Here is a 19,608-nt window from a genome sequence, read left to right as displayed (position 1 = left end):
GACTCCGCGCCGCGCGCCACAAAGCGCATGAAAACTCCGCTGGCCGGGCGGCGTCTCGGCGCTTCCGCTATGGTTTTTCGGCATGTCCAGCCCAACGCCGGAGCCTTGGCTGCCGAGTCCCGCTGCGCGTGAAAAGGCGCTGCGTTTGCTCGAGCGCGCCCTCGGGCCGTCGAAGCTGCTCACCGAGCGCGAGGCGTGCGCTGCCTACGCCGAGGATGAGTCCGAGGCGCGTGGCCACGTGCCCTTCGCGGTGGTGCGCGCCGAGTCGAGCGCCGACATCCTGGCGGCACTCGCCGTCGCGCGGGACGCCGAGGTCCCCATCACTCCGCGCAGCGCGGGCACTGGCCGCACCGGCGGCGCCGTGCCCACCGCGGGCGGCATCGTGCTCTCCACTCTCGGCATGAATCAGATCAAGGAGATCGATCCACGCGAGATGCTCGCCGTCGTTCAGCCCGGAGTCGTGCTCGCCGATCTGCATGCTGCGGTGGAGCGCGAGGGACTGTTCTACCCGCCGGATCCCAACAGCGTCGAGAGCTGCGCGCTCGGCGGCAACGTGGCGGAGAACGCCGGCGGTCCCCGCGCCTTCAAGTACGGAGTGACGCGAGAGTACGTGCTCGGGGTCGAGGCCTTCTTGATGGGGGGTCAGCGCATCGCGGCTGGGCGTCGCACCGTGAAGGGGGTGACCGGTTACGATGTCACCGCGCTCCTGGTCGGCAGTGAAGGCACCCTCGCGGTTTTTGGTGACGTCACCCTGCGGCTGGTGCCGAAGCCGCCGAGCGTGATGACACTGCTCGCGTTGTTTCCGGATGTGCGAGCCGCCAGCACGGCGGTTGCCAACATGACCGGCGCCGGCGTGATCCCCCGCTGCATCGAGCTGCTCGACTCGCACACCCTCGCGGCGATGCGCGCGGCGGGCAACGAGCTCTCCGAGCGGGCGGGGGCCCTGCTCTTGCTCGAGGTCGATGGGGAGCCGAGCGAGACCGAGCGCGAGGCCGAACGCGTCGGCAATGCCTGCGACGGCGCCCTCGAAATCTTGGTAGCCGCAGATGCCGGGCAGCGGGAGAAACTCTGGGCGGCTCGCCGCGAGATGAGCCGCGCCGTGCGCAAGCTCTCCCGCCACAAACTCAGCGAAGACGTGGTCGTGCCCCGACAGCAGATCCCCGAGCTGCTCGAGCGGGTGGCCGCGCACGCGGAAAAATCCGGCGTTCGCCACCTCACCTACGGGCACGCCGGAGACGGCAACCTGCACGTGAACTTCCTGTGGGACGAGGCGGACGAGGAGCCGGCGGTGCAGCGGGCCATCGAACGACTCTTCCGCGACGTGATCGAGCTCCGGGGCACCCTCAGTGGCGAGCACGGCATCGGCGTGCTCAAGGCCCCCTATCTGTCCCTCGAGCAGTCACCGGAGCTGATCACCTTGCAGCGAGACATCAAGCGCGTGTTCGATCCGCAGGGGCTCTTGAATCCCGGGAAGATCTTCGCCGGCAGCTCGCATCGGGCGTGTTGAGCGCGGTCAACCCGAAGCGGGTCGCATGAGTCGTTCGCGGTAGAACGCCAGCTCCGCGATGCTGTTGCGAATGTCGACGATCGCGTCGTGCTCGCCCTCTTTGGGCTTCTTGAACACGGCGTCTGGCCCGTACCAGAGCTTTGCCAGCACCTTGAAGCTCGACACGTCGACCAGACGATACGAGAGATACCCCGCGAGCGCCGGCATCCAGCGGTCGATGAAGGCTTTGTCGTTGTGAACGCTGTTGCCGCAGAGCACGGCTCCGTACGGACACCAGCCAGTGACACGTTCCATCAACTGCCGCTCGACGGCCCGGAGATCGGTCTTCGACCCAGCGATGCGCGCCGACAGCCCCGTCTTCTGGTGCATCTCGCGCACGAAGGGCACCATGCTGGCGAGCGCGGCCTCGGGTTGCCACACGTCCGCCGCATACTCCTCCAGGGACTCGAGCGCCGCGTTGGTCACCACCAGCGCGGCCTGCAGAATGACGTCCCGGGTCGGATCGAGCCCGGTCATCTCCAGATCGAGCCAGACCAGGTTCGTGGCGCTCTGAACGCGCTCGATTCGTGACGCCTCGGTCATGTCATTCTTCGGGTGGAGGATAGGCCTTGGGCCTCACCACCAGCACCGGGCGGGTCGCGACTTTCAGCACACTCTCAGCCACCGAGCCGAGCACCAGATTTCGGAGCCCACGGCGCCCGTGGGTGCCGAGCACGATCAGGCTCACCGCGAGTTTCTCGGCCAAGGTGACGATCTCGTCGTCGGCCACACCGGAGCGCACGTGCACGCTGACTCGCCCGCTCTCGATGGGCTCGCCTTCTTTCATGGCGTCGACTCGTGCGCGCTCGACGTGATCGGCGAGGTACTTGGCGGCGGCTCCCGCGGTCATCTCCGCGCTGCCTTCTGGCGTGGTGACCTCGAGCAGGTCGCCGCGCGTTCCGGCGACGTACACGACGTGCAGCGCCGCGTCGTCGCGTTCGGACGCCAGACACAGGGCGTAGTCGAGCGCGTGGGCGCCGGTCTCGGACAGATCCGTGGCCACCAGGATGGTCTTGAACGCGGTGGGTCGCGCGGCTTGCGGCATGAGGCCTGAGTCTACTTCTTGCCGGCTTCCTTAGGCAGCACGATCTTCGGATCTTTCTGGCGCCGGCGATACACGATCAGCGTGCGCCCGATGACCTGTGCGACCTGGGACTTCGTCCCGGTTTCGATGGGCAGGACGCTGTCGGTTGCGGTGATGGGGCTCTCGGTGCCCACCCGCACCTTGACCAGCTCGTGAGTGTGCAGCGCTCGGCCCAGCTCGGCGAGAAATCCCTCGGTCACTCCGGCGTTGCCGATCTGGATCACCGGATCGAGGTGGTGGGCGAGGGCGCGCAGGTGGCGGCGCTGTTTTCCGGTCAGGGGGCGGGTCACGGCGGCGGAGTCTTGGCACGGATTTCCGGCGGACGCTCGCGTTCCGAGATCCGAGAAGCGGTGAACATTTGCCCCCGCTCGACCGGGCGCGCCACACGGACGACGCTCGGCCCGTCGGAGGTTCTGAAATGCGGATTCTTTATGGGGTCGTGGGCGAAGGCATGGGGCACGCGACTCGCAGTCGTGTGGTCCTCGAGCACCTTCTGGCGGCGGGTCACGAGATCAAGGTCGTGGTGTCCGGCCGTGCCCACAAGTTCCTGACGGATCGTCTGGCGGGGCGCGACCGGCTGACGGTGGAGGAGATCCACGGGCTGAGCCTGCGTTACTTCGGCAACCGCCTCGACAAGTCCGAGAGTCTGTTCGAGAACCTGAAGGACGCACCGAAGGGCATCAAGAAGAACATCGAGGTGTACCGCAAGGTCGCCGAGGACGGCTTCACGCCGGAGCTGGTGATCAGCGACTTCGAGTCCTGGGCGGCCTTCTACGCGCTGAACCATTTTTTGCCGGTGATCAGCATCGACAACATGCAGGTCATCAACCGCTGCCGGCACGAAAAGCCGCTCACGAAATCCGGAGGCATGAACTTTCGCATCGCCAAGCTGGCGGTGAAGATCAAGATGCCCGGCGCCTACCACTACCTGGTGACGAGCTTCTTCTACCCACCGGTGAAGAAACGCCGCACCAGCTTGGTCCCGCCCATCTTGCGGCCGGAGATCTTGGCGGCGCGGCGCGAGCCCGGCGATCACGTGCTGGTCTATCAGACGGCCGGCAACAACGAGCAGCTGGTACCCACGCTCAAGAAGCTGCCGTTTCGCTTCCGGGTCTACGGCATGGGGAAGGACGGCACCGACGGCAACGTCACGCTGCGACCGTTCTCGGAGAACGGCTTCGTCGACGACCTGCGCACTGCCCGCGCCGTGATCGCCGGCGGCGGGTTCTCGCTGATGAGCGAGGCCGTGAGTTTGCACGTTCCGCTCTTGTCGGTGCCGATCGAACAGCAATACGAACAGGAGCTGAACGCACGCTACCTGGAGCAGCTGGGTTACGGGCAGTGGGCGCCCAAGCTGAGTCAGGACGTGATCTCCGGTTTTCTCGGGCGCGTGGACGAGTTCACGGCGAACCTCGAGCGCTTCGAGCGCCACGACAACGGGATGCTGTTTGCGTGTGTCGACGAGCTGATCCGTCGGCGCGCGGCGGACGAGCCGGGCCCCGACCGCCTGGAGTCCGAGGCCATGGGCAAGTGGACGCCGGACCAGCCGGACGCCGGCGCGTCGACGACCGAGGTCTGAAGGCTGGTGGGCGACGTGCCGCCCGCTGCCAGGCGCAGACGCCGGTACTTCGCGGCGCTCGGCGCGGTCGTGTTGGTGCTAGCGGTGCTCCTGTCGTGTCGCGCCCGCGCGCGTGCCGGACTGACCGAGCATCAGCTCGAACATGAGGGGCGCGAGCGGAGTTTCCTCGTACACCTGCCGCCCGGTCACTCCCCCACGCTCGCCGTGCCGCTCGTGATTGCGCTGCACGGCGGCGGCGGCGTGGCGGCGTATTTCAACAGCTTCACCAAGTTCTCGCTGACGCGCGAGGCTGACGCGCGGGGCTGGGTCCTCTTGTTTCCTCAGGGCGTCGCCAAGGGTTGGAACGACGGGCGACCGAGCGTCGATCGCGCCTCCCGCGAGCGAGCCGGCGTCGACGACGTGGGGTACATTTCGACGCTGATCGACCACGCCCACGCGAAGTGGGGAGTCGATCGGGAGCGGGTGTTCGTCACGGGGATCAGCAACGGTGGTGCCATGAGCTTTCGGCTGGCCGTCGATCTGTCGGAGCGGATCCGAGCGGTGGCGCCCGTCACCATGGGACTCCCCGTCGGCCTCGAGCACACCGCCCCGAAGCGGCCGCTCTCGGTGTTGCTGGTCAACGGCACCGAAGATCCGCTCGTACCGTTTCGCGGCGGACAGATCCGCGTGCTCGGCAAGGAGCGTGGCGAGGTGCTCTCGACCGATGCAACGCTGGAGCTGTTCGCCAAACACGCGGCGTGCACCCGACGTTCGGGGCCGCGGACGCTACCGGACCTCGATCCGGACGACGGCACGCGCGTCAGCTTCGAGGCGCGCGAAGGGTGCGCCGATGGCACGACCGTCGCCCTCTATCGGATCGAGGGCGGTGGGCACACCTGGCCGGGCGGGAGGCAGTATTTGCCCGAGCGCACAGTCGGCCGAGTCAGCCGAGAGCTCGACGCCAGCAAGGCAATCTTCGATTTCTTCGCCGAGCACGCGAAGTAGTCCTCAGCTCGGGGGCACGCAGGCCTTGTTGCCCTTCTTGCCTTCGACGAACGTGACGTTGGACGAGCAGTTCGACGCGAGATCGACGGGGCGGTTGTAGTTACACTCGGACTTGTCGAGGCAGATGCGGAAGCAATAGTTCTTGCCGTCGTCGTGGCTCACACAGGCCGAACCCTGCGGGCAGTCGGCGTCTGCGGTGCAGTCCGCGAGACCGCAGTAACCGCCCTTGAAGGGCAGACAGGTCTGCCCCTTGACCGCGCAGTCCTCGTTCACGTTGCAGCTCGCGCCGACGCCGATCTTGTCTGCCTCGGTGCCACCGCCTCCGTTGTCGTCATCACCACAGGCGGCGAGCGAGGTGGGCAGTGCAAGCAGGACGAGCGCGGCTAGCCTCAATTGGTGCGTCATGATTGCCAGGGTAGACCGTCGTCTGGTCGGCGCGACGCAAAATCGAAGGGCTGGGTCTCCGCTCAGCGAGCCAGCCATCGCCACGCGAGCAGCGCCGCGATCCCGAGCACCGCGAACGCCAGCACGCTCACCACCAGGCGCGGCGTTCGGCCAGCGGCCCATCACGCTTGACGACCCGCTCCAGGGTGTCGCCGCTGAGCAGCTCGTACACGATGAACGGGCTGGGTCGGTGGCTGAGGTCGAAGTCCAGCAGGTGCACCGTGTTCGGGTGGGTCAGCTGCCGCGCCAGCTCCGCCTCCCGCTGAAAGCGTTGTTCGCCGGCGGCGTCGACGCTGTCCTGGCTCAAGATCTTGATCGCCACCTCGCGCCCGATCCGGAGCTCGGTCGCGCGAAATACCTGGCTGAAACCCCCGTGTCCGATCTGTTCATCCAGCCGGTACCGCTCGGCGAGGACCATTCCGGGTGCTGGGATTACCTGTTGCAATGCAAGCCGAGCTAGCGCCACTCCGTTCCGCGATGCAAGCGGCTTGACCGCTCCTCTGCTCGACCTTGCGGCGGCGATCGAGGCAAGAGACTTTCCATTCACCGCCACCCCTGCTACGACCGATGCGTGATCGCCCTCGGCATCGACCCCGGCACGCTGCACCTCGGGTGGGGTGTGGTGGAGCGTAGCGGCAGCCGATTGAGGCACATCGCGCACGGCGTGATTCACCTGGATGCCAAGATGGCCCTCGCCGGGCGCTTGCAGCGCATCGACTCCGAGCTCGCGCAGGTGATCACTCGGTACACACCTGACGTCGGCTCGGTCGAGAGCCTGTTCTTCCACAAGGACGCCCAGGCCGCCGCGAAGCTCGGTCACGCGCGCGGAGTCGTGTTGCTCTCCCTCGCGCGCGCCGGCGTCAACGTCGCGGAGTACGCGCCGGCTCGTGTGAAGCGCACGGTTGCGGGTCGCGGGCAGGCTGACAAACGCCAGGTCGCGCTGATGGTGCGCGCAGTGTTGTCGCTCGCGGAGCTCCCGCCGGGTGACGCCGCCGACGCCTTGGCGCTCGCGGTCACCCACCTGCGCTTGGGTCCTCTGGCGGAACGACTCGCGACGCACGTGCAGCCGCAGGCGCGGGCACACCGGCGCGGGCAGGCGGCGATTCGCGCTTTGGTCGCGTCCCGGCGTCGCGTGCCCACCTGAAGATTGAGCGCGGTTTCATGGGTCCACTCCCGGCCAAGTTGGCGCCGTGGGGCGAATCAGGGGAAAATAGGCGCACGTTGGGCCTCGGAGGCGTGTCCCTCCGGCCGGAGGTATTTGCAATGCGTCGCATCGTTCGGGCCGTCTCGCTGCTGCTCGTTCCTGGTCTCGCCACCGCGCTGGCAGTTGCGTGTGCGTCCGGCGAGGACGTGACGGGCGGGGGTGGCAAAGGAGGAACGGACGCGGGTGCCACGGGCGGCACGGGCGGCACCGGCGCTGGGGACTCCGGCACCGCGGCAACGGGTGGCACGGGCGGCAGTGGTGGAACCGGCGCGCAGGATGGCGGCAGCGGGGCTTCCGATTCCGGGAGCGACGCAGGCTCCGACGCCGGAGGAGAGTGCAGCGGCAGCGACGAACAGAATTGTTACAGCGGCACACCGGGCACCGACGGTGTCGGCGAGTGCAAGGCTGGCAAACAGAAATGCCAGGCCGGGCAATGGGGCGCGTGTGAAGGTGAGGTCGTGCCGGCCACGGCCGAGACCTGCGACAGCAAGGACAACGACTGCAACGGCCTCGTGGACGAGGCGCTCGGTCAGACCACCTGCGGCAAGGGTGTGTGCCAGGTCACGGTGGAAAACTGCGTGAAGGGCGTGCCGCAGACCTGCACGCCGAAGACCGGCAGCGCGACGGAGAAGTGCGACGGCGTCGACGACAACTGCGATGGCAACATCGATGAAGGCTGTAGCTGTCAGGACGGCAAGACGCAGACTTGTTACTCGGGCCCATCGGCAACCGAAGGCGTGGGTCTCTGCAAGAGCGGTCTGCAGACCTGCACCGGCGGCAAGTGGGGTACTTGCCAGGGCGAGGTGGTGCCGACCACCGAGATCTGCGACGGCAAGGACAACAACTGCAACAACCAGGACGACGAGAACAACCCGGGCGGTGGCGCGACCTGCTCCACCGGACTCTCGGGGGTTTGTTCGCTGGGCGCTCAGACTTGCAAGAACGGCAAGCTCGAGTGTGTGGCGGTAACGCAGCCCGGAAGCGAAACCTGCGACGGCCAGGACAACGACTGCGACGGCAAGATCGACAACGGCGGCAACCTCTGCGGCGGAGCCTGCACCCTCTCGAACACACCCAATACTGCGTGTGATGGCCCGGACACCGATCTCTGCGCGGAAGGGCAGTGGACCTGTAACGGGCTGAATGCCGTCACTTGCAGCGATACCACGGGCAACAGCGTCGAGATCTGCAACGGCGTCGACGACAACTGCGACGGCAAGATCGACGAGGGCAACAACGCGTGCGGCGGAGTGTGCACACTGTCCGGAGTGCTGGGCGCGGGATGCGACGGGCCCGACACGGACCTGTGTGCCGAAGGGCAGCTGGTGTGCAACGGGCTCAACGGGCTGTCGTGCACCGACAACACCGGCAACAACGTCGAGACCTGCAACGGCGCCGACGACAACTGCGACGGCAAGATCGACGAGGGCAGCAACTCGTGCGGAGGCGCGTGCACGCTTTCAAAGTCACCCGGCACACCGTGCGACGGCTCGGACACGGATCTCTGTAACGAGGGCCAGTGGCAGTGCAACGGCATGAACGCCGTCACTTGCAGCGACAACACGGGCAACAATGTCGAGATCTGCGACAGCATCGATCAAGACTGCGACGGCAACGTCGACGAAGGGCCGTGTAGTCTCCCGAACGCTTCTTCGACCTGCTCGGGCGGCGGCTGCGTGGTCACCTCGTGTAATTCGGGCTACAGCGACTGCAACGCGAACCCTGGCTGCGAGACCAAACACTCGGGTTCGTCGAACTCGGCACCAGGGCAGCTCCTCGGAACCTGGGACGCTGACGCTTGCTCCGGCTTCGTGTGCGGTTGCTCTGGCTGCGTGAACGAGGCGAGCTTGACGAAGACTGGTACGCAAGGCCAGTTCTTCACGATCACGGCGAACGAGGCCTCGAGCTGCAGCGCCTACGTGTCCGTGCGCTTCGAGCTCACGGTGCCCACCGGGGTGAACTACGACCTCTACGTGACCGGCACCGGATGTTTCTCCGACCCGGTGGGTTTCTACTCGGCGTCGCCGGGAAACGACATCATCACCATCTGGTGCGACGACAGCTCGGGCAGCGACGACAGCTTCACCGCCAACGTCGAGGTCCGCTACTCGAGCGGTCGTTCTTGCTCGCCCTGGACGCTCAAGGTCTACCGCCGTCAGTGCTGAACGGGAGCGCTCGGCGCCCCCCGGCGGGTGCCCAGCCCCGGTGCGTGCTACGGGGGAGGGACATGGGGTCTTCCTCGGCCAGCATTCTTTGGGCAAACCCCTAATAAATGCCGCCGCGGCGCCTTGTGCTAAAAGGCCCCCGCGGACCGCCTCCGCTCGAATCTTCCGGGGCGCTGTCTCGTCTCAGGTCCATCGAAGGCCGGAGGCGGTGTTAGCCGCGAATGAATTCCGGCGTTGTGGGTTAGGGAAGTAGCAGTTCGCAGGATCGTCCGAAAATGAAGCTCCACCACGCAGTCTTGTCCGTCCTCGTCGCGCTCGCGACTCCGTTCGTCATCCAGGCCACCGCCGATGCTCAGTCGAAGCCGGCAGCCAAGAGCGGACCCAGCGCCAACGAGGTCGCCGAGAACGTGCAGAAGTTCTACGACAAGACCAAGAACTTCAAGTCGGGCTTCAAACAACGCTATCAGGTCAAGGCCTACAACAAGCGCAAGGACAGCGCCGGCACCGTGATCTTCGAGAAGCCCGGCAAGATGAGCTGGCGCTACACGAACAACGGCAACCGCGTGGTCTCGGACGGCAAGATCATCAAGGTCTACGAGGCCGAGAACAAACAGATGTACGAGCAGTCGATGGGCAAGAGCCAGTACCCGGCGGCGCTCGCGTTCCTGGTCGGCGGCGGCAACCTCAAGAAGAGCTTCAAGCTGCGCAAGCTCGACGCCAAGCAGATGCAGTTCGAGGGGGGCTACGTGCTCGAGGGCGTGCCGAAGGAAGCGACGCCCGCCTACCAGAAGATCCTGCTCTATGTCGACTCCGGCACGTATCAGGTGCGGCGTGTGCTGCTGCTGGATGCGCAGGGGAACCGCAATCGCTTCGACTTCGTGTCACCGACCGTGAACGAGAAGATCCCGGCGGGCGAGTTCGACTTCAAGCCTCCGCAGGGCACCCAGGTCATCAAGCCCTGAGCCGCGGCCGATTTCCGCATGCAGATCGATCGACACTGGCCCGAGAGCACCGGGTGGGCTCTGGATGTGCGCCGCTACGTTCGCCCGGGGCTCGGCGTCCCGCGCCGGCGTCCCGTGCTGCTCGTACCTGGCTATTGCATGAACACCACGCCCCTCGGTTTTCACCCGAGCGGCCTCTCGATGATCGAGTTCCTGGTCGAGCGCGGGTTCGAGGTCTGGACCAGCAACCTCCGAGGCCAGGGCGAATCGCGCTCACTCGGCGGAGGGCGGGACGTGGGTTTTCGCGTCCTGGCTCTGGAAGATCTGGCGACGGCGATCCGCCACGTGCGCGAGCACACCGAGACGGGAACGGACCGCGTTGACGTCGTCGGTTGCAGCCTGGGCGGGACGTACATCTTCGCGTATCTCGCGCATCATCCCGAGACGCACGGAGTTGGATCGGTGGTCGGAATCGGTGCACCGTTGCGCTGGCTGAACGCCAACCCGCTGCTCAAGCTGGTGTTTGCATCGCCGACGCTCACGCGGCGGCTTCGGGTCTCCGGGACGCGTCGCATGGCGGGGTTCGTGTTGCCGCTCGTCGCTCGACGTGCGCCTCGGCTCTTGTCGCTCTACATGAACGCGTCGATCGTCGATCTGTCCCAGCCCGAGGAGCTGATCGACACGGTTGAGGATCCGATCCCGAAGCTCAACTCCGAGATCGCACGCTGGTTCAAGTCCGGTGATCTGGTGGTGGATGGCCTCAACATCACGACCGCGCTCGGCGAGATCGATCGTCCGCTTTTGTGCGTGGTGGCGAACCGCGACGGCATCGTGCCGCCGGACGCGGCGCGGAGCGCGCTCGAGGTCATGCGTGCGCCGGCCTCGACCGAGCTCGCGGTCGGGGACGACGAGACCTGGTTCGCCCACGCCGATCTGTTCATCAGCCGGCCCGCGCAAGAGCGCGTGTTTGCGCCGCTCGCGGACTGGCTGGCGGCTAGGGACTGACGCTGGGTTCCTCGGGCGCAACCCTAGCCCGGGTCACGGCCGCCGCGGGTGGCGGCGAAACCGTTGGGAATTTTGCGGGGGAGTGGAGGGTGATCTGGGCGCGCCCCAGGTCTGCGTTTCGCCCCAACACTGGCCTTCCGAATCCTCTTCTCAGCTGCGAAACAAAGGAATAGCGTCCGCAATTCGTGCGCGGAGGGGTTCGGCTGTTGCCGCGGCTTGGCGCGCACACCCTTTAGAAAGGTCCAATACCATGCGTTCAGTCTGGCTCTTGAGCTCGGTGGCTCTGTGTTTTGCGGTCTCGGCTTGTGGAAGTGACGACTCGGGTGGTTCCAGCGGTGGAACCGGTGGGAAGACCACCGGCGGAACCGGAGGCAAGGCCACGGGCGGAACCGGCGGAACGGGCGTCGGCGGCGGCGGCACTGGCGGAACCGGCGGAACCGGCGGCGTGGCTGGCTCGGGTGGTGTGGCTGGCTCGGGTGGCGTTGCGGGCTCGGGTGGTGTGGCCGGCTCGGGCGGCGTTGCGGGCTCGGGTGGCGCGGCCGGCTCGGGCGGCGCGACCGGCGGAACGGGCGGAGCGGCTGGCTCCGGTGGGGCGACCGGCGGAACCGGCGGCGCAACGGGTGGCACCGGCGGCGCGACGGGCGGCACCGGCGGCGCAACGGGCGGAACCGGCGGCGCAACGGGCGGAACCGGCGGCGCAACGGGCGGAACCGGCGGCGCGACGGGCGGAACGGGCGGCGCAACGGGCGGAACCGGCGGCGCGACGGGCGGAACTGGCGGCGCGACGGGCGGAACTGGCGGCGCGACGGGCGGAACTGGCGGCGCGACGGGCGGAACTGGCGGCGCAGCCGGCTCAGGTGGCGCGACGGGCGGAACCGGCGGTGCGACGGGCGGCACCGGCGGCGCGACGGGCGGCACCGGCGGCGGCGGCGGGACGACCTGCGCGCAGACGACGTGTGATGCGAACGCCACGTGTGACGACACGTCGGGCAACGCAATCTGCACCTGCAAGGCGGGCTACTCGGGCAACGGCACGACCTGCGCCGACATCGACGAATGCGCCTCGGCCGCAACCAACAACTGCAGCCCCAAGGCGGACTGCACGAACACGGCGGGTTCGTACACTTGCACCTGCAAGCCGGCCTTCTTCGGCGACGGCAAGACCTGCACCGCGTACAAGTCCTGCGCGGCGCTGAAAGCGGCCGTGCCGAGCATCGGCGATGGCAACACCTCGATCGACCCAGACGGCGCTGCGGGACCGCTTCCCGAGCTCTCCGTGTATTGCGACATGACCAGTGACGGTGGTGTCGGTTACACGATGGTGAAGTTCACGGACGCTTCGCTTGGCGGTACTCAGGGGGCTTACCGGAACTTCTGTGCGGCCCGCGGTCTCGAGGTGATCGTGCCTCGCACGCGCGCCCACGCGCTGGCCATCAAGGCTTGGAACGGCGGCGCACCGCCGAATCTGGTCAACGTCTTCCCGAAGACGAACGGGGCGGTCGGGCTCGAGAACTGGACTGGCAGGTGTATGGGCCAGCCCTGCGGCTTCTACATCAATGACAGCCGCAACACGAACGGTGACGCACCCGCGACGGTCTGCGGCGGCTTCGAGCCCAACGGTGACAACAACACCGGCGACGCGCTCTACCTCACCGGCGCCTGTGGCACGTTCGGCACTTGGAACGACGCCAACGCTGCCATGTCCACCACCGGTTCGGTGATCTGCTCGACCAACGACGCGGGTCCGGCGGTCGCCGCGAACTGCAACGCCTACCTGACGAGCAACTCGGTCTGGAACAAGAGCGCGCTCGGCATCAGCGGCGTCTACACGATCGACCCGGACGGAGCCGGAGCCGGTGCTCCGTTCGACGTCGGCTGCGACGAGCGGATCGACGGAGGCGGCTGGACGCTCGCGATCAAGGCCGATGGCGCCCTGCAGACCTTCACTTACCAGGCCGCGCTGTGGACCAACAGCACGCTGCTGAACGCGGCGAGCCCCGCCATCGACACGACAGAAGCGAAGCTCCAGAGTTTCAACGTCGTTCCGTTCACGAACGTCCGCGCAACGATGGTCGTGGGCGCCACCACCACCAGCCTGGTCATTCCAAAGACTGCGACCTCGCTCGCGGCAGTGTTTGCGGCGCCCTACTCGGCGACCGTGCTCGGTCGCAATGCCTGGAAGGGTCTGATCGGCGCGAACGCGTCGCTCCAGGCCAACTGCAATCAGGAGGGTTTCAACTCACAGCCGAACACCACCGCCTGGCCCGCCACCCGCATCGGGATCGTGAGCAACCAGGAGAACGACTGTAACTCACCTGATTCGTGGATCGGCATCGGTGGTCAGCTTGCACCGTGTGGCCCGGGCACGGCGCCCTCGGTCGGCAACATCGCCGGCTGCACTCCAGACAACGGCGACAAGAACATCCCTGCCTTCGGCTACGTCTGGGTGCGCTGAGAGCACACGGACGGTGACCGAGAGGTACCTCTCGGTCGCGACACCCGAGCGCCCCGAGGTCGAGCAATCGGCTCCGGGGCGTTTGCTTTTGTCTTGCGGGACCTGCCGCTCGCCCGGTCGGCCGATCGGCCTCCCGAGCCTTCCACCGGGAGCCAGCCGAACGATCGGAAAACACCTTGGAGTGCAAGCCCATTCGATCTAGGGTGCGCAAATCGTGCGCCGGGGGGGCCTGAGCCGTTGCTCGGCGTGCGTCTTCTTTTGAAAGGTCAATATCAATGCGTTCTGTCTGGCTCTTGAGCTCGGTGGCTCTGTGTTTTGCGGTGTCTGCTTGCGGAAGTGACGACTCGGGTGGGTCGAGCGGTGGAACTGGTGGCAAGAGCACCGGTGGAACCGGTGGCAAGGGCACAGGTGGAACCGGCGTCGGCGGGACCGGCGGGGCGGCCGGCGGAACCGGTGGCACGACCGGCGGAGCCGGCGGCGTGGCGGGTTCGGGCGGCGTGGCGGGTTCGGGCGGCGTGGCCGGCTCGGGCGGCGCGGCCGGCTCGGGCGGCGCGACGGGTGGGACGGGCGGCGCGGCCGGCTCGGGCGGCGCGGCTGGCTCGGGCGGCGCGACGGGCGGAACCGGCGGCGCAACGGGTGGCACCGGCGGCGCGACGGGTGGCACCGGCGGCGCAACGGGCGGCACCGGCGGCGCAACGGGCGGCACCGGCGGCGCAACGGGCGGCACCGGCGGCGCAACGGGCGGCACCGGCGGCGCAACGGGCGGCACCGGCGGCGCAACGGGCGGCACCGGCGGCGCAACGGGCGGCACCGGCGGCGCAACGGGCGGCACCGGCGGCGCAACGGGCGGCACCGGCGGCGCAACGGGCGGCACCGGCGGCGCAACGGGCGGCACCGGCGGCGCAACGGGCGGCACCGGCGGTGCAACGGGCGGCACCGGCGGCGCAACGGGCGGCACCGGCGGCGGCGGCGGGACGACCTGCGCGCAGACGACGTGTGATGCGAACGCCACGTGTGACGACACCTCGGGCAACGCGATCTGCACGTGCAAGGCCGGCTACTCGGGCAACGGCACGACCTGCGCCGACGTCGACGAGTGCGCCTCGGCCGCGACCAACAACTGTAGCCCCAAGGCGGACTGCACGAACACGGCGGGTTCGTACACCTGCACCTGCAAGCCGGCCTTCTTCGGCGATGGCAAGACCTGCACCGCGTACAAGTCCTGCGCGGCGCTGAAAGCGGCCGTGCCGAGCATCGGCGACGGCAACACCTCGATCGACCCGGACGGCGCTGCGGGACCGCTTCCCGAGCTCTCCGTGTATTGCGACATGACCAGTGACGGTGGTGCCGGCTACACGATGGTCAAGTTCACGGATGCGTCGCTCACCACTCCCCAGTCGGTGTACCGCAACTTCTGTGCAGCGCGGGGCCTGGAAGTCATCGTGCCCCGCACGCGCGCCCACGCGCTGGCCATCATGGCCTGGAACGGCGGCGTGCCGCCGAACCTGGTCAACGTCTTCCCGAAGACGAACGGCGCAAGCGGCCTGGAGAACTGGACCGGCATGTGTCAGGGCCAGCCCTGCAGTTTCTACATCAACGACAGCCGGAACACGAACGGTGACGCACCCGCGACGGTCTGCGGTGGCTTCGAGCCCAACGGTGACAACAGCACCGCCAACGCGCTCTACCGCACGGGCACATGTGGCACGTTCGGCACGTGGAACGACGCCAACGCCACCGCCGGCATCCAGGGCTCGGTCATTTGCTCGACCAACGACGCGGGTCCTGCCGTGGCGAAGTCGTGTGGTGCGTACGTGAACAGCGACTCGGTCTCCAACATGAGCGCCCTCGGCATCACCGGCCAGTACACCATCGACCCGGATGGAGCCGGCGCGATTGCCCCGTTCCTCGCCTGGTGTGATCAGCGGAACGCGGGAGGCGGCTGGACGATGATCGAGTCGACCACCGCCGGCGCAGGCGGGCCCTCAGGGCTCACCGCCGGTATCGTCACCCGCGGTTCGACCACGTACATGCCGGCCGCGACCATGCAGGCCCTCGCTGCGTCGGGCGTGTCGAGCCAGATCCACGTCCGCACCACGGACGACCTGGCGCGCTCGTTCACCACGACGGCTGACTCACTGCCGATCAAGAACCTGCGCACGCTCCTCACGATCGAGCGCACGTCGGCCCTCGGGACCTGGAGCTTGGCGGACTACACCGGTCCGTTCGCGACGAATGGGCTCTTGTCCTACACGTGCACGCCGACCGCGACCTACCCGAGCATCTACCATGCATGCGGTAACGCGACTGGGTTGCACGTGGTGGGCAACGCCTCCAAATGGGTCTTTAACGCTGGCGGCAACCCGCCCGCTGGCAACGAGGCAATGGAAGTCTACGTGCGCTGAGCCGGCTCACGCACTGAACCCTGCATTCGCCCCGGGGCCGAGCAATCGGTACCGGGGCGTTTGCGTTGGTGGGGCTCGCCGCGGCGCTCAGTGCTGCGGTGTACACGCGAGGCACGGCGGCTCGCGGCCCGCGGGGCACGCGCCGTCGTTGCACACGCCGAGCACACCGCCGGGCAGCTGGCATTGCTCACCCCGCTGTTTGCACGTGCTCGCCGGCCTCTGGCTCGAGCCCTTTGCCCCATCCGGGCAAGCCGTCGCGCCCAGTCCAAACAGGAGAACCAAGGCAGCCCGAAGCTTCGTCTGCCCGAGCTTCATCCGCCCGATCCCGGCGCTAGTTGTACTTCGCTTCACACAGTCCGTTCGTGCAGACCAGCGTGGGCACGGCGCACTTGGGTGTCGAGTACCCGCAGACCGGCACGAAGCCCTGGCAGTAGTCGCCGTCCAGCTTCGACAGCGCTGTCTTGAACGCTGCCTCGCCGCTCTTACTGACCGCGACTTGGCAGTCTCCGGCACACGTGGTGCCCGCACCCGTGAGCGTGCAGTCGCCCGCGGAGCCGCAGCTCGCGTTGGCCTTGCGCGCCGCCTCGATGCCGTCGTTCAGTTTGGTCGAAGCTGCGCTGCACGAGAGGCAACCGTCGACTGTTGGTACTTCCGTCGTCCCGTAGGTCGAGCCATCGGGGTTCGCGTCCGTGGATGCGTCCGCCGTGCTGCCACCACTGCCACCGCTCGACGAACCCGCAACGCCACCGCTGCCACCGCTGGTGGTCCCGGCGCTGCCGCCGCCGGTGGTCCCCGCACTGCCGCCGCTGCTGGTGCCGCCGCTGCTGGTGCCGCCGCTGCTGGCGCCACCGCTGCTGGTGCCGCCGGTCGCTCCACCCTTGCCGCCATTGTCGTCGGAGGAGCTGTCGCCACCGCAGGCGGACATCAGCAGCGCCGGGAGCGTGAGGGTGACGAGACCCGAGACGATTATCTTCAACTTCAAGCTAGTCATACCCGGAGTTTTGCAGAAATTCCCGCCATCGTCACCCGTCCGGGATGGCAAGCCGCCGGAGTCACCTCTACGCTCGCGCTCATGCTGCGTTCACCCCGCGTCGCGATTCACTTTTGTTCGAAGTGTCGCTTCACGCTGCGCGCCAGCTGGCTCGCCGAAGAGCTGCTCTTCACGTTCGGGGAGCAGCTCGGCGAGGTGGCTCTCCTGCCCGGCAGCGGAGGGGTCTTCGAAGTGTACCTGGGCGACGAGAAGCTCTGGGACCGCGCCAAAGGTGACGGTTTCCCGGAGCCGAAGCAGCTGAAGCAACTCATTCGCGACCGCATCGCGCCGGACATGGACCTGGGCCACAGCGAGCCGAAGACTCCTGCCGAGGATTGACGTCGCTGCCCGTCGCGGAGACAAGTTCGGGCATGGCCCGACGTGAAGAGGTATTCCGCTACGCGGTCGTAGACTCGCCGGTCGGACCACTCACGGTGGTGGAAGGGGAGCGTGGCGTCGTCGCCGTCGACTTCGGCGCCGCGAGCGCAACAACTCTGGCTTCGCGGCTAGGCCGAGACCTGCGCCGCGTCGTGCTCCTCGAGAGGCGTTCGCGCTTGCGGGCCACGACCGAGCTCGGAGAGTACTTCCGCGGCCGGCGCACGACGTTTGGCGTGCCGCTCGACTGGCGTTTGGTCAGCGGATTTCAGCGGCGGGTGCTCGAACGCCTGGCGCGCGTTCGTTTTGGACAGCTCACCACGTATGGCGCGCTTGCCCAGGTTGTCGGTAGCCCAGGTGCCGCCCGCGCCGTCGGCGCCGCGATGGCAAAGAACCCGCTGCCGATCCTGGTGCCCTGCCATCGGGTCGTCGCGGCCGACGGCTCGCTCGGCGGGTTCTCGGGTGGCATCGAGCTGAAACGCCGCTTGCACCAGCATGAGGGTCTGGGGAAGTTGAGCGGAGGTTGGAGCACCAAGAGCGAACGTCAGCGCAACGGCGCTGGCCGGGTCGGCAGGAGCGGCTCGAATTTGGCAAGCTCCGCCTGAAATAGCTTGGGGTCATTGGTGGGCAGCAGACACGTTCGCTCTCGGCAGACGTAGGCTGTCGTCTTGGCGTTCTTGGCGATCTTGCCCGCGTACAGGGGCACGAGCTTGGCCTTCTTTTCGACGTCGTCGCCGCTCTCCCCGAGCTCTGGGACGCTTCGGACGTTTGCGAATGGTGGCCAAGGAGAAATCCGGGAGCTCCCTATTCCCTAACACGGGGCTGTGCAGGTCACGATGTGCGCGCCCAGTCGCCAGCTCGTGCTACGCACGGCGTGTGGCGCTTCTGGTCGTCGAGCAGGTAGCGATCTCGGTCGAGCAGCGTCGCCTGCTGACCGGTGTGAACCTCAGCCTCGACGCCGGCGAGCTCGTGGGCCTCATCGGACCGAGTGGCAGTGGCAAGACGGAGCTCTTGCGTGCCATCGCGGGGCTTCGGGACGCCGATGCAGGTGCCTTCCGACTCGAAGGGCGCGAGCGCGGAGAGACGCCGTGGCCCGCTTGGCGCCGGCAAGTGACCTACGTGAGCCAGCGCCCGGTCATGCTCGAGGGCAGCGTGCGTGACAATCTACTGAGACCGCTCTCGTACGCGAGCGTCGGGGGCAAGCCTTGCGGCGACAACGAACTCGGCGAGTTGCTCGGTCGCCTGGGTCTCGCAGGTGAGCTGCTCGCGCAACGCGCCCGCACGCTCTCCGTCGGTGAGCAGCAGCGTGTGGCGCTCGCGCGCGCGCTGCTGCTGCACCCGGCGGTCATCCTGCTCGACGAACCCACGAGCGCCCTCGATTTCGAGGCCGTCGAGCGCGTCGAGGCGCTCATCCGCCGCCGCGCCGAGAGCACCAGCCTGGCGGCATTGATCGTCAGCCACGATCGCGAACAGGTCGCGCGCTGGACCTCGCGCCAGCTCGACATCCGAGACTTCCAGCCTCGGGTCGAGCTGGACGCGGGAGAAGCCGGCGCCGAGCCTGAAGCGGGGGAGCAACCCGATGCCTGAGCATGGGGTGATCCCCCTCGGCCCCTTCGAGCTCGGCATCGCCGCGCTCCTGGTGCTCGTTGCGGGTGTGGTGAGCCTCAGCCTGCGGCTGAAGCTGGAGTCGAAGCTGGGTGTCGCGGCCGTGCGCACCGTCGTGCAGTTGATGCTGGTGGGCTACCTGCTCGAGTGGGTGTTCCGCATCGACAACCCGTGGGTGCTGCTGGCTGTGCTCGGTGTGATGACAGCGGCGGCGGGTCACGCCGCGGTGGCGCGCTCGAGCCGCAGCTTCGGCGGCGCCCGCGTTGGTGCCTTCGTGACCCTGGTACTGACGGGACTGTCGACCACCTTCGTGGTGACGGGGGCCATCATCGGAGTGCATCCCTGGTACCACGCGCAGTACGTGATCCCGCTGCTGGGCATGGTGCTCGGGAACTCACTCACGGGCATCTCCCTCTCCCTCGATGCGTTGCTCACGGATCTCGACGAACACCGGGACCGGATCGAGATGGAGCTCTCGCTCGGCGCAACGGCGTGGGAGGCGGCGCGCGATCCGCTGACCGACGCCGCGCGCCGCGGCATGATCCCGATCCTCAACTCGATGACCGTCGTTGGCATCGTGTCCCTCCCCGGGATGATGACCGGGCAGATCTTGCAGGGGGCGAGCCCGCTCGAGGCCGTCAAGTACCAGATCGTCGTGATGTTCATGCTGGCGGCTTCGAGCTCGCTCGGCTGCATGGGTGTGACGTTGTGGGTCGTCCGCAGCCTGTTCAACGAACGGCACCAACTCCGCGCCGAGCGCATCGTGCGCCGCTGAGGTAGAAGGAG

19 protein-coding genes and 1 pseudogene are annotated in these 19,608 nt (G+C 67.6%); 13 read left to right on the top strand and 7 right to left on the bottom strand.

The window, feature by feature from the left end:
- The first annotated feature begins 82 nt into the window (after window positions 1-82).
- Window positions 83-1,507 (top strand): FAD-binding protein, encoded by a 1,425-nt coding sequence (locus IPI67_06115; protein MBK7579769.1) that lies wholly within the window; start codon window positions 83-85, stop codon window positions 1,505-1,507.
- A gap of 6 nt (window positions 1,508-1,513) precedes the next feature.
- On the opposite strand, the gene orn is transcribed toward IPI67_06115, so the two are convergent.
- Genes orn through yhbY form a run of 3 tightly spaced genes read right to left on the bottom strand, consistent with a single transcriptional unit; the run spans window position 1,514 to window position 2,920 of the window.
- Complete coding sequence (gene orn, locus IPI67_06110) at window positions 1,514-2,089, bottom strand: oligoribonuclease (GenBank protein MBK7579768.1); 576 nt, start codon at window positions 2,087-2,089, stop codon at window positions 1,514-1,516.
- 1 nt (window position 2,090) lies between these two features.
- Window positions 2,091-2,591 (bottom strand): universal stress protein, encoded by a 501-nt coding sequence (locus tag IPI67_06105; protein MBK7579767.1) that lies wholly within the window; start codon window positions 2,589-2,591, stop codon window positions 2,091-2,093.
- Between the two features lie 11 nt (window positions 2,592-2,602).
- Complete coding sequence (gene yhbY, locus IPI67_06100) at window positions 2,603-2,920, bottom strand: ribosome assembly RNA-binding protein YhbY (protein ID MBK7579766.1); 318 nt, start codon at window positions 2,918-2,920, stop codon at window positions 2,603-2,605.
- A gap of 128 nt (window positions 2,921-3,048) precedes the next feature.
- Here yhbY and IPI67_06095 point away from each other — a divergent pair, with 128 nt between their 5' ends.
- Together IPI67_06095 and IPI67_06090 are read left to right on the top strand one after the other, a co-directional pair.
- A complete protein-coding gene (locus IPI67_06095) occupies window positions 3,049-4,209 on the top strand; it encodes a teichoic acid biosynthesis protein (protein ID MBK7579765.1) in 1,161 nt (386 codons plus the stop codon).
- Window positions 4,210-4,215: 6 nt separating this feature from the next.
- The gene (locus IPI67_06090) at window positions 4,216-5,193 is read left to right on the top strand and encodes an esterase (GenBank protein MBK7579764.1); all 978 of its coding nucleotides are present in this window, start codon (window positions 4,216-4,218) and stop codon (window positions 5,191-5,193) included.
- Between the two features lie 3 nt (window positions 5,194-5,196).
- On the opposite strand, the gene IPI67_06085 is transcribed toward IPI67_06090, so the two are convergent.
- Entirely contained in the window at window positions 5,197-5,598 is a 402-nt protein-coding gene (locus IPI67_06085) for a hypothetical protein (protein MBK7579763.1), read from the bottom strand.
- 127 nt (window positions 5,599-5,725) lie between these two features.
- On the bottom strand, window positions 5,726-6,082 hold the full coding sequence (locus IPI67_06080; protein MBK7579762.1) for a protein kinase: 357 nt from the start codon (window positions 6,080-6,082) through the stop codon (window positions 5,726-5,728).
- Between the two features lie 126 nt (window positions 6,083-6,208).
- Here IPI67_06080 and ruvC point away from each other — a divergent pair, with 126 nt between their 5' ends.
- From ruvC to IPI67_06050, 6 genes and pseudogenes are all read left to right on the top strand, one after another.
- Complete coding sequence (gene ruvC / locus IPI67_06075; GenBank protein ID MBK7579761.1) at window positions 6,209-6,781, top strand: crossover junction endodeoxyribonuclease RuvC; 573 nt, start codon at window positions 6,209-6,211, stop codon at window positions 6,779-6,781.
- Between the two features lie 119 nt (window positions 6,782-6,900).
- Entirely contained in the window at window positions 6,901-9,006 is a 2,106-nt protein-coding gene (locus IPI67_06070) for a hypothetical protein (protein ID MBK7579760.1), read from the top strand.
- A 275-nt stretch (window positions 9,007-9,281) separates the two neighbouring features.
- Window positions 9,282-9,968, top strand: a complete 687-nt coding sequence (locus IPI67_06065) for an outer membrane lipoprotein carrier protein LolA (protein MBK7579759.1) — start codon at window positions 9,282-9,284, stop codon at window positions 9,966-9,968.
- An 18-nt stretch (window positions 9,969-9,986) separates the two neighbouring features.
- Entirely contained in the window at window positions 9,987-10,952 is a 966-nt protein-coding gene (locus tag IPI67_06060) for an alpha/beta fold hydrolase (protein ID MBK7579758.1), read from the top strand.
- Window positions 10,953-11,202: 250 nt separating this feature from the next.
- Complete coding sequence (locus IPI67_06055; GenBank protein ID MBK7579757.1) at window positions 11,203-13,407, top strand: hypothetical protein; 2,205 nt, start codon at window positions 11,203-11,205, stop codon at window positions 13,405-13,407.
- A 1,037-nt stretch (window positions 13,408-14,444) separates the two neighbouring features.
- Window positions 14,445-14,618, top strand: a pseudogene (locus IPI67_06050) (calcium-binding protein).
- A gap of 1,281 nt (window positions 14,619-15,899) precedes the next feature.
- Here the strand turns inward: IPI67_06050 and IPI67_06045 are convergent.
- A complete protein-coding gene (locus IPI67_06045) occupies window positions 15,900-16,127 on the bottom strand; it encodes a hypothetical protein (GenBank protein ID MBK7579756.1) in 228 nt (75 codons plus the stop codon).
- A gap of 16 nt (window positions 16,128-16,143) precedes the next feature.
- Entirely contained in the window at window positions 16,144-16,803 is a 660-nt protein-coding gene (locus IPI67_06040; GenBank protein ID MBK7579755.1) for a hypothetical protein, read from the bottom strand.
- An 81-nt stretch (window positions 16,804-16,884) separates the two neighbouring features.
- Here IPI67_06040 and IPI67_06035 point away from each other — a divergent pair, with 81 nt between their 5' ends.
- The 4 genes from IPI67_06035 to fetB all read left to right on the top strand — a co-directional run bounded on the left by IPI67_06035 (window position 16,885) and on the right by fetB (window position 19,597).
- Window positions 16,885-17,181, top strand: coding sequence for a SelT/SelW/SelH family protein (locus tag IPI67_06035; protein MBK7579754.1), 297 nt, complete (start codon window positions 16,885-16,887; stop codon window positions 17,179-17,181).
- Between the two features lie 32 nt (window positions 17,182-17,213).
- The gene (locus tag IPI67_06030) at window positions 17,214-17,822 is read left to right on the top strand and encodes a methylated-DNA--[protein]-cysteine S-methyltransferase (GenBank protein MBK7579753.1); all 609 of its coding nucleotides are present in this window, start codon (window positions 17,214-17,216) and stop codon (window positions 17,820-17,822) included.
- A 271-nt stretch (window positions 17,823-18,093) separates the two neighbouring features.
- The gene (locus tag IPI67_06025) at window positions 18,094-18,804 is read left to right on the top strand and encodes an ABC transporter ATP-binding protein (protein MBK7579752.1); all 711 of its coding nucleotides are present in this window, start codon (window positions 18,094-18,096) and stop codon (window positions 18,802-18,804) included.
- On the top strand, window positions 18,797-19,597 hold the full coding sequence (gene fetB, locus IPI67_06020) for an iron export ABC transporter permease subunit FetB (GenBank protein MBK7579751.1): 801 nt from the start codon (window positions 18,797-18,799) through the stop codon (window positions 19,595-19,597). Before IPI67_06025 ends, fetB begins: the two co-directional genes overlap by 8 nt.
- Window positions 19,598-19,608: the final 11 nt, after the last annotated feature.

This window comes from Myxococcales bacterium, from assembly GCA_016706225.1.
Lineage (GTDB): Bacteria > Myxococcota_A > Polyangia > Polyangiales > Polyangiaceae > JADJKB01.
The sequence above is the reverse complement of the archived record's forward strand: the minus strand, read 5'-3'. Positions and strand labels throughout refer to the sequence as shown.

Coding starts and splice junctions, on each gene's coding strand:
- IPI67_06115 (MBK7579769.1), top strand. CDS start 83: ATGTCCAGCCCAACGCCGGAGCCTTGGCTGCCGAGTCCCGCTGCGCGT.
- orn (MBK7579768.1), bottom strand. CDS start 2,089: ATGACCGAGGCGTCACGAATCGAGCGCGTTCAGAGCGCCACGAACCTG.
- IPI67_06105 (MBK7579767.1), bottom strand. CDS start 2,591: ATGCCGCAAGCCGCGCGACCCACCGCGTTCAAGACCATCCTGGTGGCC.
- IPI67_06095 (MBK7579765.1), top strand. CDS start 3,049: ATGCGGATTCTTTATGGGGTCGTGGGCGAAGGCATGGGGCACGCGACT.
- IPI67_06085 (MBK7579763.1), bottom strand. CDS start 5,598: ATGACGCACCAATTGAGGCTAGCCGCGCTCGTCCTGCTTGCACTGCCC.
- IPI67_06070 (MBK7579760.1), top strand. CDS start 6,901: ATGCGTCGCATCGTTCGGGCCGTCTCGCTGCTGCTCGTTCCTGGTCTC.
- IPI67_06065 (MBK7579759.1), top strand. CDS start 9,282: ATGAAGCTCCACCACGCAGTCTTGTCCGTCCTCGTCGCGCTCGCGACT.
- IPI67_06060 (MBK7579758.1), top strand. CDS start 9,987: ATGCAGATCGATCGACACTGGCCCGAGAGCACCGGGTGGGCTCTGGAT.
- IPI67_06055 (MBK7579757.1), top strand. CDS start 11,203: ATGCGTTCAGTCTGGCTCTTGAGCTCGGTGGCTCTGTGTTTTGCGGTC.
- IPI67_06045 (MBK7579756.1), bottom strand. CDS start 16,127: ATGAAGCTCGGGCAGACGAAGCTTCGGGCTGCCTTGGTTCTCCTGTTT.
- IPI67_06040 (MBK7579755.1), bottom strand. CDS start 16,803: ATGACTAGCTTGAAGTTGAAGATAATCGTCTCGGGTCTCGTCACCCTC.
- IPI67_06035 (MBK7579754.1), top strand. CDS start 16,885: ATGCTGCGTTCACCCCGCGTCGCGATTCACTTTTGTTCGAAGTGTCGC.
- IPI67_06030 (MBK7579753.1), top strand. CDS start 17,214: ATGGCCCGACGTGAAGAGGTATTCCGCTACGCGGTCGTAGACTCGCCG.
- fetB (MBK7579751.1), top strand. CDS start 18,797: ATGCCTGAGCATGGGGTGATCCCCCTCGGCCCCTTCGAGCTCGGCATC.